This window comes from Devosia faecipullorum, assembly GCF_015158295.1.
GTDB lineage: Bacteria > Pseudomonadota > Alphaproteobacteria > Rhizobiales > Devosiaceae > Devosia > Devosia faecipullorum.
The window spans coordinates 67916-81395 of sequence record NZ_JACDXV010000001.1; the positions used below are offsets into that span (position 1 = coordinate 67916).

The window sequence follows — 13480 nt, forward strand, 5'->3', positions numbered from 1 at the left end:
GCCTTCACCTCTAGCGTGTAAGAAAGTTGCGCCGGAATGGCAACAGGAAAGTCAAAAGGCTTTGGGGAACGCGGATTTGAGCGGTCATTTCTTTGCCATGAACGCAAATCATCGCATAAGGCTGCGTGTTGCCGAAGAATCGCCGCCGGTGCGCCGTTTTTGAGGTCGATAAAATGCAGGAGCCGGTCGCGTTTTGACCAGACACATTCTGACCCCATTGCTGCTCGTGCTGGCCCTGGCATTCCCTGGCATGGCACCCGCGCAGGACAATGCCGGCCTGCCGCCGCTGCCCAATGTGATCGATGCCCGGATCACCGCCACGCCGGAGCGGGCGCGGCTGGTGATCGACCTAGCGACGCGCACCGAATTTTCCTTCGTGTCGCTCGATAGTCCCGACAGGCTGGCCATCGACGTGCGCGCCGGAACCTTTTCGATCCCCGAAGCGGAGGGCGTTCCGGCGGGCGAGGGCATGATTTCCGCCTATGCCATCGAGCAGGCGGCCTTTGACCGGGTCCGCACCACGCTGACGCTCTCGTCCCCGGCACAGGTGCAGCAGGCCTATGTGCTGGACCCGTTCGAAGGACAGCCCGCGCGACTGGTTGTCGATATCATTCCGGCAACGGCGGAAGAATTCGCGTCCAATGTCGAACGCGACCGCTCGACCTCAGGGACCGTTTCACCCACGCCGGCGGGCGGGTCTGAATTGCCCATCGCCACGCGCCCGCTGGTTGTCATCGATCCGGGCCATGGTGGCATCGACAGCGGCGCCGAAACTGCCAACGGCATAAGGGAAAAAGATCTCGTACTGGCCTTTTCTCTGCGGCTTCAGGAATTGCTGGTCGAGTCGGGACGGTTCGACGTCGCCCTGACCCGCGAGACCGACACCTATCTGCGGCTCGAGGAGCGCGTCGCGCTGGCGCGGGCCAACAAGGCGGATTTGCTATTGTCCATCCACGCCGACAGTTTTCAGCAGCCGGAAATCCGTGGCGCCAGTGTCTATACGCGCGACGAGAACGCCACCGACGTGCTCGATAAGGTGCTGGCCGATACCGAGAACAGATCAGACGTGATCGCGGGTTTCACCATGCCGCAAATGGGGCCGGAAGTGGTGGACATCCTGCTCGACCTGATGCGGCGGGAAATGCGGATGCAGTCCTTCACGGCAGCGCAGGCCATCGTGCATCAGTTGGAGCCGAGCGTGACATTGCGGCGCTTTCCGGTGCGCCAGGCCGATTTCTTCGTCTTACAGGCGCCTGATGTCCCCTCGGTGTTGCTCGAACTGGGCTTCCTGTCAAATGCCGGCGACATCGCCAACCTGACCCAGTCGGATTGGCGGGACCGCACCGCCGAAGCCATCGCGCGCGGGATTTCCACCTATTTCGACAGCTTGCAGGAGGAGCCATGACGGGCAATGTGATCACCTCCGGCCCCTCATTCTGCTATGATCACGCCCGGTTCGCCGGCGACGCGGCGCGGAGTTATTGATGTTTCGTCTGCTCGGCTGGCTTTTCGGGTTCGGCATGTTCGTGGCGTTGGCAGGGGTCGGCGTGGCCGCCGTCTATGTCGCTACCGTCACCGCCCAATTGCCCGATTATACGATCCTGCAGGACTACCAGCCGCCGGTAACTACGCGCGTCCACGCTGCCGACGGCACCTTGCTCGCCGAATATGCGCGTGAGCGCCGGCTGTTCCAACCGGTCGAAACCGTCCCGCCGCTGGTGCTGGAAGCCTTCCTGTCGGCGGAGGACAAGGACTTCTACGCCCATAACGGCATCGCCATCGATGGCATCATCCGGGCGTTGCGCGACAACGTTCTGGCGCGCATGGACGGCAACAATTCCATCCAGGGCGGGGGCTCATCGATCACCCAGCAGGTGGCCAAGAATTTCCTGCTGACTTCCGAGCAGACCTGGGACCGCAAGATCCAGGAGGCCGTTCTGGCGCTGCGGATCGAATCCACCTTCTCCAAGGACAAGATCCTCGAGCTCTACCTCAACGAAATTTTCCTTGGCCTCAATTCCTACGGGGTAGCGGCGGCGGCGCTGAACTATTTCGACAAGGCGCTCTATCAGCTCACATTGCCCGAAGCGGCCTATATTGCCGCTCTGCCCAAGGGGCCGAATAATTATCATCCGTTCCGCAGGCCGCAGCAGGCCATCGAGCGCCGCAATTGGGTCATCGACCGCATGGTCGAGAATGGTTACGTCGACTACGAAACGGCGGCTGCGGCAAAGCAGGAACCCCTCAACGTCATTCCCCGCGCCGCCGGTAGCCAGGTCTATTCGGCCGAATATTTCACTGAGGATGTGCGCCGGGCGCTGGCGCGGCTCTATGGCGAGGATCAGCTTTATGGCGGTGGGCTTTCCGTGCGCACCACGCTGGAGCCGCGCCTGCAGGAATATGCCCGCCGTGCGCTGATGGATGGCCTGATCCAATACGATCATACGCGCGGCTTCCGCGGCCCCGTGGCCAGTGTGGAACTGGGCGAGGATTGGGGCGGCTCCGTAGCCGCCATCAAGCCGCTGAGCGATGTGCCTGAATGGCAACTGGCCGTGGTACTGGAGGCCGGTGGCAATCAGGCGCGGATAGGTCTGCGGCCCGACAATGACACCGACGGCGCCATATCTGCCGAGCGAATCGAAGGCATCTTGTCCGGCCCGGAAATCAAATGGGTGTCGCGGCCGGTACAGGACATCCTCAATGTGGGTGACGTCGTCTATGTTTCGCCCGTGGCGGGCAAGGACGGCATTTATACGCTCGAACAGGTGCCGGAGGTGGAAGGTGCGCTGGTGGCCATGGACCCCCGCACCGGCCGCGTTCTCGCCATGGTTGGGGGATTTTCCTTCGCCGAAAGCGAGTTCAATCGCGCGACGCAGGCGCTCCGCCAGCCCGGCTCCTCCTTCAAGCCCATCGTCTATGCGGCGGCTTTGGACAATGGCTATACGCCGGCCTCGGTGGTGCTGGACGCCCCGATCGAAGTGCGGATGGGGGATGGTTCTGTCTGGCGGCCCGAAAACTATGCCCAGGAATTTTATGGGCCGCAAACTCTGCGGCGCGGTATCGAACGCAGCCGCAACGTCATGACCGTGCGGCTGGCGCGCGACATCGGCATGCCGCTGATTGCCGATTATGCCCGTCTGTTCGGCATTTATGACGATATGCAGCCGGTGCTGGCCATGTCGCTCGGGGCCGGCGAGACCACGGCCATGCGCATGACCGCGGCCTATGCCACCATCGCCAATGGCGGGCGAAAGATCGTGCCTACGCTGATCGACCGGATACAGGATCGTTACGGCAAGACCGTCTACCGCCACGACGAGCGCGTCTGCGAGGGGTGCCAGGCGACCGATTGGCACGGACAGGGTGAGCCTCGCATCCTCGACAATCGTCCGCAGGTGCTGGACCCGATGACCGCCTATCAGATCACCTCGATGATGGAAGGCGTGGTGCAGCGCGGCACCGGCACCGCAGCAAGGGCACTCAATCGTCCGGTGGCCGGAAAGACCGGCACGACCAACGACTACAAGGATGCCTGGTTCGTCGGTTTCACGCCGGAATTGGCCGTTGGCGTCTATGTCGGCTACGACCAGCCCCGCTCCATGGGTTCCGCCTCGACCGGTGGGGGCATGGCTGTGCCGATCTTCACCAATTTCATGGCCAAGGCCCTGCAGGGTAAGCCGGCAACGCCGTTTAACACTCCGAGCGGCATGACCACGGCCTGGATCAATCCCGACAGCGGTGTCAAGGTTTTCGAGGGCCAGTCCGGCATTCGCGAAGCCTTCAAGCCGGGAACCGGACCAAACCTGATGACGTCGGTGATCGGCGTGGATATTGCCGCCTACGATGCCTATCAGCGCGATCAGCTGATGCAGCAGCAATATGGCTCCAGCATCACCACGACGCAGCCCGGCGGCAATGGCACTTTTCTCGATCCCGCGCTTGGCAATGGCCGCTGGCAATAGGCCGTTTCCGACGCTGCTCGATTTTGTGTGGGCACGGTTCTAAGCCAGTTGCGTCGAACCGGCTTGTGAGATAGGAACCGGGCAATTGCCCCTCTGGCGGAATGGTAGACGCAGAGGACTCAAAATCCTCCGCTGCGAGGCGTGCCGGTTCGAGTCCGGCGGGGGGCACCATTTCCAGACATTGTCAGTATTCGACCTAGGCGCCGAGCCACAGCCGCATCAGATAGACGGTCAGCACGCCGCTGGCCATGGCGGCGAACAGGTTGCGTGAGAACACGAAAACGAGCCCGGTTGCTGCCGCGGCGATCACTTCGGCCATGCTGCGGGTGACTAAAGCTGGCGCGACGAGGGCTGCGAGCACCGCCCCCGGAATATGCCGGAGCCAGGCTGCGGCAAAGCCGTCGCGGGGGAGGCGGTCGGCCAGCAGCAGGCCGCTTGCCTTGATGGCCATGGTGGCGATCGCCATGCCGAGAATGGCGAGAAAGGCTTCAGGAGACGTGTGCATGCTTGCGCATCTCCACGATTGCGCCGGCGAGGCTGCCAACAATGCCGCCGACCAGGATATGCCAATTGCCCTCGATGTGCTGGGCCGTGACGATGGCGGCAAGCCCGGCGACGAGCCAGGGCACGAGATCGCCCTTGCCTTTCCACATGCCGAGCAGCAGCGCCAGGAAAGTGGCGGTGAAGGCGAAATCCAGGCCCCAGCGCGTGGGGTCGTCGATTGTCGATCCCAGTCCGTAGCCGATAAGATTGGTGCTCATCCAAGAAACCCAGGCAAGCACGCCGCCGCCCATCAGAAATGCGGCGCTGCCACCGCCCCGCGCCATGGCGGCAACTGTCATGGCCCAATTCTCGTCGGTCACCAGATACATGCTGAGCGCCCCACGCCCCAGCTGCCCCTCCGAGTAAAGCGGGCGCAGCGTCGCGGTGAGCAGCAGATAGCGCAGATTGACGATGAACGCGGCCAGGACCAGCGGTCCGATCGGCAGGCTGGCCGGATTGGTTGTCCATAGATCAAGCGCGACGAACTGGGCTGCTCCGGCAAAGACCAATCCGCTCATCATCAGCACTTCGAGCAGGCTTAGTCCAGTTCCGCGCGCCAGAACGCCCCAGACCAGACCATAGGCGGCCACGGAAATGGCGACCGGCAGGCAGGCGCGTGCGCCGGCAAAGAATTGATCGGCAGGAGAATCGAAGGGAACGGCTTGAGACATGGCGCTGCTCTCTAGCACGTGTCGGCGGCTACGGGCGATGACAAGTGGTGATATTGCCCATCGCATGCGCTGGTCGCAGGGAAGGGATGTTCCGGCCCGATTGACGCGTCATCGGCACCGGCGTAGACAATGCCCGTCATTGCAAGCCTCCAGTGCCCGTCCAGCCGACACCTTATTGCAGGTGTGAATTGGTCCCTCCGGCGGTCTGAACTTTGCTCAGCCGATACCGGTTCCGGGGACTCCCGCCGTGACGCACATTTTGCAATTTTCTCTGGAGCGTTCTTATGAATCCCGATTCAACCCGGCCTCTTTGGCAGCGGTTCAGCCTGTTTCTCATACCCCTCATGGCCTCGAATATCCTGCAGGCTCTGTCGGGAACCTTCAATTCGATCTTTATCGGTCAGATGATCGGCGTCGAGGCGCTGGCGGCGCTGGCGACCTTCTTCCCGATCATGTTCTTCCTCATCAGTTTCATCATCGGCTTGTCCTCCGGCTCGACGACGCTGATCGGTCAGGCGTGGGGCGCCCGCAATACCGAGCGGGTCAAGGCAGTTGCCGGCACCTCGATCAGCACCGCCTTTGTTCTCGGCCTCGTCGTGGCCATGATCGGCGGTATCTGGATTGAAGACATCATGGGAATATTGGGTGCGCCGGAAAATATCCGCCACATGGCGGTGGAATATGGGCGCATCATGTTCATCGGCATGCCCGGGTTCTTCATCTTCCTCGTGGTGACTTCAATTCTTCGCGGCGTCGGCGATACGGTGACGCCGCTCTTCTCACTGATTCTGTCGATGGTGGTGAGCGTGACGTTGACGCCGGCGCTCATTCAGGGATGGTGGGGTCTGCCTCAGCTGGGCGTGAACGCGGCGGCCTGGGCCTTTATCGCCGGCTTCGTCGTCGTGCTCGTCTTCCTGTTCTTCTATATGCGCATCCGCAACATGCCGCTGGCACCCGACGCGGCCATGCTTCGCGCGCTCAAGCCCGATTTCAAATTGCTGGGCCTGGTTCTCCGGCTAGGCATTCCGGCCGGTCTGCAAATGGTCGTGGCTTCTGTCGCCGGTATCGTCGTGGTCGGCCTCGTCAACCGCTTCGGCTCCAATGCCACAGCGGCCTATGGCGCGCTCAATCAGGTGCTGAACTATGTGCAGTTCCCCGCCATGTCGATCGGTATCGCCACCTCGATCTTTGGCGCTCAGGCCATCGGCGCGCGCCGTCAGGAGCAGCTGTCCGAAATCACCCGCACCGCGCTGATCCTCAATCTCTTCATCACGGGAACGCTGATCGTGCTGGCCTATCTGTTCAGCCAGCATCTCGTCGGGCTGTTCATCACCGATGCTGAAGTGGTCGGTCTCACCGAAAACCTGCTCCATATCGTGCTGTGGGCTATCCTGCCCTTTGGTTGGGGCGTGGTGTTCTCGGGCATGATGCGCGCCAGCGGCATGGTCTATGCTCCGATGCTGATGGCTCTTGCAGCCATCCTGCTGATCGAATTGCCCGGCGCCATCTGGCTGAGCCAGACCAGCTTGGGCCTGTCCGGAATCTGGGTGGCCTATGCAGCCAGCTTCACCGGCATGATGCTCATGCAGGCGGCCTGGTATCGTTTCGTGTGGAAGCGGAAAGAGATCGTGGCGCTCGTTTGAGCGCCACCGTCAACCTATTCGCCAAGCGTTAGCCGGACGGCGCGTTTGCCGCCCGGCGCAAAGACATCGATCTCGACCTGGGTCGGTTCCTGCGCCATCCGGCGCGTGCGGGCGGAAAGCGTCATGACTACCGCCAGAAGGTCGCCGACAGAGCGGCGCTGACGCGGCAGCATGCGCTCCGTCATGCCCGAAAGGGCCTTGTTGCGTACTGTCGGATCTGGAGAGGCGAGGGGGGAGCGGCCGATGAAACCGGCCAGTTCGACAAGAGCGCTACGCTCACTCATTGGGCTACTCCATACACAAGCGCCAAATCGCTGCTTCCCCGCAGGATCGCCATTGGCCTTACCGGGCCGGCTTTCCCAGTACATTCCGGCCGGCGGTTGATCCGCCGTGCCGGGATAAGCTTGATCATCCCTGCATGGCCAGGCAGGCGAGGTTCTGGTCCTTGAGGCGATCGCACATCGCCGTGGCCGCGTTGCGGTCGCCGAACCCAACAAAACGGGCGCGATAGAAGGTCTGGCCGTTCTTTTCGAAGCGCTCGACGTAGGACCGGAAATCACCCAGCGAGCCGACCTTTCCGGCTGCGTCGGACAACATGGCACGGGCGCTGTCCTCGGAAGGACCGGCGCCGATCTGCACGATCCAGGCACCGGCGGCAGGTGCCTCGGCGGTCTGGGTCACGGAACCCGAATGCATCAGATCGACAGGCTGGCCACCAGCCTGGCTATTGACTTCGGCGGGCGGCAACAGCGGCGCCGAGGGGGCAGTGGAGCCAAGGGCGGCGGGCGGTGCACCCAGATTATAGGTTTCGCTGAGCCAAGCGCCGATGACATCCTGGTTCGGATTGATCGGCAGGGCCTGGGTCGGCGCGGCCAGCACATTGGCGGCCTGCACGGCAGGGGCCAGCCCCAGATCGGTGGGCACGGGCGTCGGCATGACCGGCGCGCTTGCCGCTGCCGCCACCGCAACCTGCTGTTGCTGCGGCTGGGCGCCATTGCCGGCAACGAGCTGAGCCAGGCGGAATTCCGGCATCGGCGTAGGCATTGAGAGCGTCGGCTTGCGCGGCTGCGCCAGCGCAAACTGGGTATTGCCCTGCCGACCGGGCAGGGGAACCATGGCAGTTTGCAGGTAGTCGCCCTGGCGGCCCTTGGTCAGATAGGAAGATACGAGCTGGCGGACTTTTTCATCGCGGGCGGCGGCCGAGTTGAAGCCGAAGGCGACGATGACGATGTGACGATTGTCCTTGCGGGCGGCGGTCAGCAGGTTGGAGCCGGCGGCGTTGATATAGCCGGTCTTGATGCCATCGACGGCGCCCATATAGCCCAGAACCCGGTTGTGATTGCCGTAGGTCTTGCCGCCAAATTTGAAGGCCGTTGTCTGGAAGTAATTGTAATATTGAGAGAAATGCTGATAGATGGCGATGCCGAGGATGGCCTGGTCGCGCACCGTGGTCACCTGGCCGCCATCGGGAAGACCCGAAGCATTGCGGTAGGTGGTGTTGCGCATGCCCATGGCGCGGGCCGTGGCGGTCATGCGCTCGGCGAACTTGCTTTCCGTGCCGGAAATATGCTCGGCGATGACGCGGGCAATATCGTTCGCCGACAGCGTTACCAATGCCTTGATAGCATCTTCTACCGAAATGGTCGAACCCGCGCGCAGACCCAGCTTGGTGGGCACGGCGGCAGCGGCGTGACTGGAAACCGTCATCTTGGTCGTGAGGCTGAGATTGCCGGCCTGCAATTCCTGAAACAGCACGTAAAGCGTCATCACCTTGGCGACGGAGGCCGGGTAACGCTTTGAATCTGCTTGATCTTCGTAAAGAATTTTGCCGGATTTCGCATCGACGACGATGCCGGCATATTTGCGCAGATTTTCAATGGCCTGCGCCGGCGCGGCGGCGGAAATGCCGAGGGCCAGCGCCATGAGGAAGGCAGCGGTCGCACGCAGAAACGCAGCGTGCCAAGGGGTCTTCGCCGAGAAAATCACCCGGTACTCCAATTACTAAATCGGGCATTCTGCCCGTACGCAACTCGTTTGACGCGGTGATTTTCAGGGGAGCCCTCACGCCCTGATCATCATCCTTTTCGCAGAATAGGGCGCACGCCGTTACCATTCCGTAAAATGCAATCATTTTGTCGCGCGAGGACGCTTTTGGGTAACAGACTGCTACCATCTGGCGCCTGGCCAAGGTGAAAACTCCGTATCAGCGGCGGGTTCAGGGGCGGTCACACTTTCGAGACGCGATGGCCCTTAACACCGGCGGGATTTTGCCTACATAATGGGGCCAGCCTTGCTGCTTCGTTTTTCCATGCGGCTTTTGAAATGACCATGACTTCCACTCCATCGCCATCGATCTTGAGGATTGTGAACCAGGCCGCGCCATTCCCTGACACGGCCGGTCCGAAGGACGATGACGGCGGCCGCAAGAATGGCGACGATGCCAATTTCGAAACCGGGACGGTGACCAAGACGCGTCCCAAAACCAAGCGTCCGAACCTGTATCGGGTGCTGCTGCTCAACGACGACTACACGCCGATGGAATTCGTCGTTCTGGTCTTGCAGGACGTCTTCAACAAGTCACGCGAAGACGCGATGCAGATCATGCTGCATGTTCACCAGAAGGGGGTGGGTGAGTGCGGCGTATATCCATACGAGGTCGCCGAGACCAAGGTGACCCGCGTGATGGATACGGCACGCAAGAACCAGCATCCGCTGCAATGCGTGATGGAAAAACAGTAGGAACATCATATGCCCTCATTTTCGCGCGGACTCGAAAAGGCCCTGCATCAGGCGATGAACCTGGCGCGTGAGCGCAACCACGAATTCGCCACGCTCGAACACCTCTTGCTGGCGCTGACCGACGACCGCGAGACGATCGCCGTGCTGACCGGCTGCGATGTCGATATCGACGCGCTGAAAAGCGATCTCGAAGATTTCATCAATGAAGAACTGGACAGCCTCGTCGTCCAGAACGGCCAGGATGCGCGCCCCACTGCCGCTTTCCAGCGGGTAATCCAGCGCGCCGTGATCCATGTGCAATCCTCCGGCCGGGAAGAGGTGACGGGCGCCAATGTGCTGGTCGCCATCTTTGCCGAGCGCGAGAGCCATGCCGCCTATTTCCTCGAGCAGCAGGACATGAGCCGGCTCGACGCGGTCAATTTCATTTCCCACGGCATCACCAAGTCCGGCCCGAGCGAGGAGCGCAAGGTGCGCGGCGCCGAGGACGGGGAAGGCACCACCGAAGGCGGAGAGAGCAAGAAATCCTCGGCCCTTGCCGATTTCTGCGTCAATCTCAATGACAAGGCCAGGGCCGGCAAGGTCGATCCGCTGATCGGCCGCGATGTGGAACTGCGCCGCACCATTCAGGTTCTGTGCCGCCGCTCCAAGAATAATCCGCTCTATGTGGGCGATGCCGGCGTCGGCAAGACCGCCATCGCCGAAGGCCTGGCCCGCAAAATTGTCGAGGGCGACGTTCCAGAAGTGCTCAAGGACGCTGTCATCTATTCCCTGGACATGGGCTCGCTCTTGGCCGGAACCCGCTATCGCGGCGATTTCGAGGAGCGGCTCAAGGCAGTGATGAAGGAACTCGAGAAGATGCCCGATGCGGTGCTCTTCATCGACGAAATCCATACCATGATCGGCGCCGGGGCAACCTCGGGCGGCGCGCTGGATGCATCCAACCTGCTCAAGCCGGCTCTGGCCAGCGGGGCGATCCGCTGCATCGGTTCGACCACCTATAAGGAATATCGTCAGTTCTTTGAGAAGGACCGGGCCCTGGTCCGCCGTTTCCAGAAGATCGACGTCAACGAGCCCAGCGTGCCGGACGCCATCGAGATCGTGAAGGGATTGCGGCCCTATTTCGAGGACTTCCACAAGCTGAAATATACCGACGACGCCCTCAAGGCCGCCGTTGAGCTGAGCGCGCGCTATATCACCGACCGCAAGCTGCCGGACAAGGCCATCGATGTGATCGACGAGACCGGCGCCAGCCAGATGCTGGTGCCCGAAGATCAGCGCAAGAAGCTGATCGATGTCGAGGATATCGAGATCACCATCGCCTCGATTGCGCGCATTCCGCCCAAATCGGTCAGCAAGTCCGACGCCGAATTGCTCTCCGGTCTCGAACAGAGCCTGCGCAATGTGGTGTTCGGGCAGGACGACGCGATCACCGCGCTTTCCTCCGCCATCAAGCTGGCCCGCGCCGGCCTGCGCGAGCCGGAAAAGCCGATCGGCTCCTACCTGTTCACCGGGCCGACCGGCGTGGGCAAGACCGAGGTCGCCAAGCAGCTTGCCGATAGTCTGGGCGTGGAATTGCTGCGCTTCGACATGTCCGAATATATGGAACGCCACACGATCAGCCGCCTGATCGGCGCGCCTCCGGGCTATGTCGGGTTCGACCAGGGCGGTCTGCTTACTGATGGCGTCGATCAGCATCCCCATTGCGTGGTGCTGCTGGACGAAATCGAAAAGGCCCATCCCGATCTCTACAACGTGCTGTTGCAGGTGATGGACCATGGCAAGCTGACCGATCACAACGGCAAGGCGGTCGATTTCCGCAATGTCATCCTGATCATGACCTCCAATGTGGGTGCGTCCGAACTGGCCCGTTCGCCTATCGGCTTTGGCCGCAAGCGCGAGAAGGGCGACGACGAAGAGGCGATCAACCGCACCTTCAGCCCCGAATTCCGCAATCGGCTCGATGCGATCATTTCCTTCGCGCCGCTGCCGCGCGAAGTGGTGCGCCGGGTGGTGGAGAAGTTCGTGCTTCAGCTTGAAGGCCAGCTTGCTGAACGGGGCGTCACCATCAACCTCACCCCCGAGGCCGCCGACTGGCTTGCCGAGCACGGCTATGACGAGCGCATGGGCGCGCGTCCGCTGGGCCGCGTGATCCAGGAACACGTCAAGAAGCCGCTGGCCGATCAGGTTCTGTTCGGCGAATTGGTCAATGGCGGCAATGTCACCGTGGCGGTGATCGGCGAAGGCAGCGAGGCGAAGCTTGAACTGGTGGCAACGCCGCCGCGCCCGGCCAAGCCCAAGGCCCTGCCCAAGCCGAAAAAGCCCAAGGCAACGGCTGAAAAGAGCTGACCGGACCAGATCCGGGGTCGAAAAAAGGCCGGGAGCGATCCCGGCCTTTTGCTTTGGTTCCGCGCCGGGCTGATTGGTGCGGCGGCATGGCGCGATGCCTAGATCGTTTCACGTTTAGGTTTCTCCCTCGGCTCTTTCGCCCCCTCGCCCCTCAGGGGAGAGGGATGGGGTGAGGGGTGAAGGCCCATCGGCAGGAACCGAGAGGCTGAACCCCTCATCCGCCCCTTCGGGGCACCTTCTCCCCTCGAGGGGAGAAGGGAGCAGCCCAAACCGCCGCGTCCACCAATCCGTGAAACGAACTAGGGTGATCCTTCCTTGACGCAGGTCAAGGTCGGCATTGCCGACTTGCCCTAGAGTGCCGGCCAAGGAGGAAGCACAGGAAAGGCAGGCACAGGATATGGCCGACTTGGATACTCGATTGATCACGCATACGGGCTTGGTTCTGCGCGTAAGGCCGGTTCGGATTGGGGACGAATCCGCGCTGGCGAAATTCTTTGACGAGGTGACGGCAGAAGATCGGCGGTTTCGGTTCCTCAGCGTCGTCCGCGTTGGACTGGAACATGTCGCCGCCATGACGGCCATCGACCACGAACAGACCGAAAGTTTCGTGGCCTTCGATGAAACCGGGACTGTGATATTGGGCGCGGCCATGCTGGCCTGTGATCCGGCGTTCGAAAATGGCGAAGTGGCCATTTCCGTCCGGGGCGATCACAAGAATCTCGGAATTGGCTGGGAATTGCTCCGGCACGTGGAGGCCTACGCCCGCGCCCGGGGCATCAAGCGCCTGATGAGCATCGAGAACCGCGCCAACAAATCCGCCATCCAGATCGAGCGGGAGCGGGGTTACGATGCGACGTCCTATGACGGCGACATGACCCTCGTCGTGCTGCAAAAGAGTCTCGCGGCCTGACACCGACTGTTCGAAGACTCAAACCAGCCGCGCTGCCCATAGATGGCCGGCCGTGAAAGCGGCATAGACGGTCATGGGCAGCGCCAGCGCGCCAATGCTCGCCAGTCTATAGAGCCAGGCGCCAAGGATAGCGCCGAGCAGCAGGCCAAACCAGACGGCCAGATGTTGCAGCCAGCGCCAGCGCGGCGCCTTGCCCTTCATGGCCATGGCGAGATCCTGCCCGGCGACGTAAAGCGTGCCGGTGACAAAGGTGGCGCCGAGACGGACCGCACCGCGCATAGGCAGGATCGCATTCTGCGCGCCGGCGCTCGCCGCCAGAACCAGCATGGATTGACCGGGCGGTATGCCGGCCAGCGCTAGGGCGAGGGTGGAGGCGACCCCAAGCGTCACGCCGCCGCTGACCGCCGCCGGGCCCCAGCGGAAATTGGAATGGGCCAGCAGCGTGCCGAGCACACTGCCGACGAAGAAGAGGGCGATCAGCGACATGGTGAACCCGAAAACCGGCCATGACCCGGCGATCAGCGCCGCGCCGCCATGGGTGGTATTGCCGCTCATGAACGAGATGAAAAAGCCGCCCAATTCGATGAAGCCGATGACATCGACGAAACCGGCCGCGCCGGTGAGGGCCATGCCCAGAAACAGGTGACGAGCCGGGGTCATGAGCGG

Annotated in this window: 11 protein-coding genes and 1 tRNA gene; 7 read left to right on the forward strand and 5 right to left on the reverse strand. The window is 62.1% G+C overall.

The annotated features are described in order from the left end of the window. The first annotated feature begins 193 nt into the window (after nt 1-193). The 3 genes from H0482_RS00335 (at nt 194) to H0482_RS00345 (ending at nt 4133) form a co-directional block, all read left to right on the forward strand. Complete coding sequence (locus tag H0482_RS00335) at nt 194-1405, forward strand: N-acetylmuramoyl-L-alanine amidase (RefSeq protein WP_193728056.1); 1212 nt, start codon at nt 194-196, stop codon at nt 1403-1405. 79 nt (nt 1406-1484) lie between these two features. After that, on the forward strand, nt 1485-3962 hold the full coding sequence (locus tag H0482_RS00340) for a penicillin-binding protein 1A (RefSeq protein ID WP_193728057.1): 2478 nt from the start codon (nt 1485-1487) through the stop codon (nt 3960-3962). Between the two features lie 87 nt (nt 3963-4049). Beyond that, nucleotides 4050-4133, forward strand: a tRNA-Leu gene (locus H0482_RS00345). Nucleotides 4134-4158: 25 nt separating this feature from the next. Here H0482_RS00345 and H0482_RS00350 read toward each other — a convergent pair. Together H0482_RS00350 and H0482_RS00355 are read right to left on the reverse strand one after the other, a co-directional pair. Next, nucleotides 4159-4467: an AzlD family protein gene (locus H0482_RS00350; protein WP_193728058.1), complete on the reverse strand. Its 309-nt coding sequence runs from the start codon at nt 4465-4467 to the stop codon at nt 4159-4161. After that, the gene (locus H0482_RS00355; RefSeq protein WP_193728059.1) at nt 4451-5176 is read right to left on the reverse strand and encodes an AzlC family ABC transporter permease; all 726 of its coding nucleotides are present in this window, start codon (nt 5174-5176) and stop codon (nt 4451-4453) included. The genes H0482_RS00350 and H0482_RS00355 overlap by 17 nt, the downstream gene beginning before the upstream one ends. Before the next feature lie 284 nt (nt 5177-5460). Here H0482_RS00355 and H0482_RS00360 point away from each other — a divergent pair, with 284 nt between their 5' ends. Next, a complete protein-coding gene (locus tag H0482_RS00360; RefSeq protein ID WP_193728060.1) occupies nt 5461-6819 on the forward strand; it encodes an MATE family efflux transporter in 1359 nt (452 codons plus the stop codon). A 14-nt stretch (nt 6820-6833) separates the two neighbouring features. Here the strand turns inward: H0482_RS00360 and H0482_RS00365 are convergent, their stop codons facing one another. Together H0482_RS00365 and H0482_RS00370 are read right to left on the reverse strand one after the other, a co-directional pair. Continuing rightward, on the reverse strand, nt 6834-7103 hold the full coding sequence (locus H0482_RS00365) for a hypothetical protein (RefSeq protein WP_193728061.1): 270 nt from the start codon (nt 7101-7103) through the stop codon (nt 6834-6836). Between the two features lie 124 nt (nt 7104-7227). After that, nucleotides 7228-8805, reverse strand: coding sequence for a serine hydrolase (locus tag H0482_RS00370; RefSeq protein ID WP_193728062.1), 1578 nt, complete (start codon nt 8803-8805; stop codon nt 7228-7230). A gap of 342 nt (nt 8806-9147) precedes the next feature. Between H0482_RS00370 and clpS the strand changes: the two genes are divergently transcribed. The 3 genes from clpS to H0482_RS00385 all read left to right on the forward strand — a co-directional run bounded on the left by clpS (nt 9148) and on the right by H0482_RS00385 (nt 12814). Further along, entirely contained in the window at nt 9148-9558 is a 411-nt protein-coding gene (gene clpS, locus H0482_RS00375) for an ATP-dependent Clp protease adapter ClpS (protein ID WP_193728063.1), read from the forward strand. 9 nt (nt 9559-9567) lie between these two features. Beyond that, nucleotides 9568-11904 (forward strand): ATP-dependent Clp protease ATP-binding subunit ClpA, encoded by a 2337-nt coding sequence (gene clpA, locus H0482_RS00380; protein WP_193728064.1) that lies wholly within the window; start codon nt 9568-9570, stop codon nt 11902-11904. A gap of 418 nt (nt 11905-12322) precedes the next feature. Further along, complete coding sequence (locus tag H0482_RS00385; protein WP_193728065.1) at nt 12323-12814, forward strand: GNAT family N-acetyltransferase; 492 nt, start codon at nt 12323-12325, stop codon at nt 12812-12814. An 18-nt stretch (nt 12815-12832) separates the two neighbouring features. Here H0482_RS00385 and H0482_RS00390 read toward each other — a convergent pair whose 3' ends face one another. After that, nucleotides 12833-13474, reverse strand: a complete 642-nt coding sequence (locus H0482_RS00390) for a YoaK family protein (RefSeq protein WP_193728066.1) — start codon at nt 13472-13474, stop codon at nt 12833-12835. Nucleotides 13475-13480: the final 6 nt, after the last annotated feature.

Excerpts from the sequence above, each read along its gene's own strand:
- H0482_RS00340 (WP_193728057.1), top strand. The coding sequence starts at position 1,485 with ATGTTTCGTCTGCTCGGCTGGCTTTTCGGGTTCGGCATGTTCGTGGCG.
- H0482_RS00365 (WP_193728061.1), bottom strand. The coding sequence starts at position 7,103 with ATGAGTGAGCGTAGCGCTCTTGTCGAACTGGCCGGTTTCATCGGCCGC.
- H0482_RS00360 (WP_193728060.1), top strand. The coding sequence starts at position 5,461 with ATGAATCCCGATTCAACCCGGCCTCTTTGGCAGCGGTTCAGCCTGTTT.
- H0482_RS00355 (WP_193728059.1), bottom strand. The coding sequence starts at position 5,176 with ATGTCTCAAGCCGTTCCCTTCGATTCTCCTGCCGATCAATTCTTTGCC.
- clpA (WP_193728064.1), top strand. The coding sequence starts at position 9,568 with ATGCCCTCATTTTCGCGCGGACTCGAAAAGGCCCTGCATCAGGCGATG.
- H0482_RS00390 (WP_193728066.1), bottom strand. The coding sequence starts at position 13,474 with ATGACCCCGGCTCGTCACCTGTTTCTGGGCATGGCCCTCACCGGCGCG.
- clpS (WP_193728063.1), top strand. The coding sequence starts at position 9,148 with ATGACTTCCACTCCATCGCCATCGATCTTGAGGATTGTGAACCAGGCC.
- H0482_RS00350 (WP_193728058.1), bottom strand. The coding sequence starts at position 4,467 with ATGCACACGTCTCCTGAAGCCTTTCTCGCCATTCTCGGCATGGCGATC.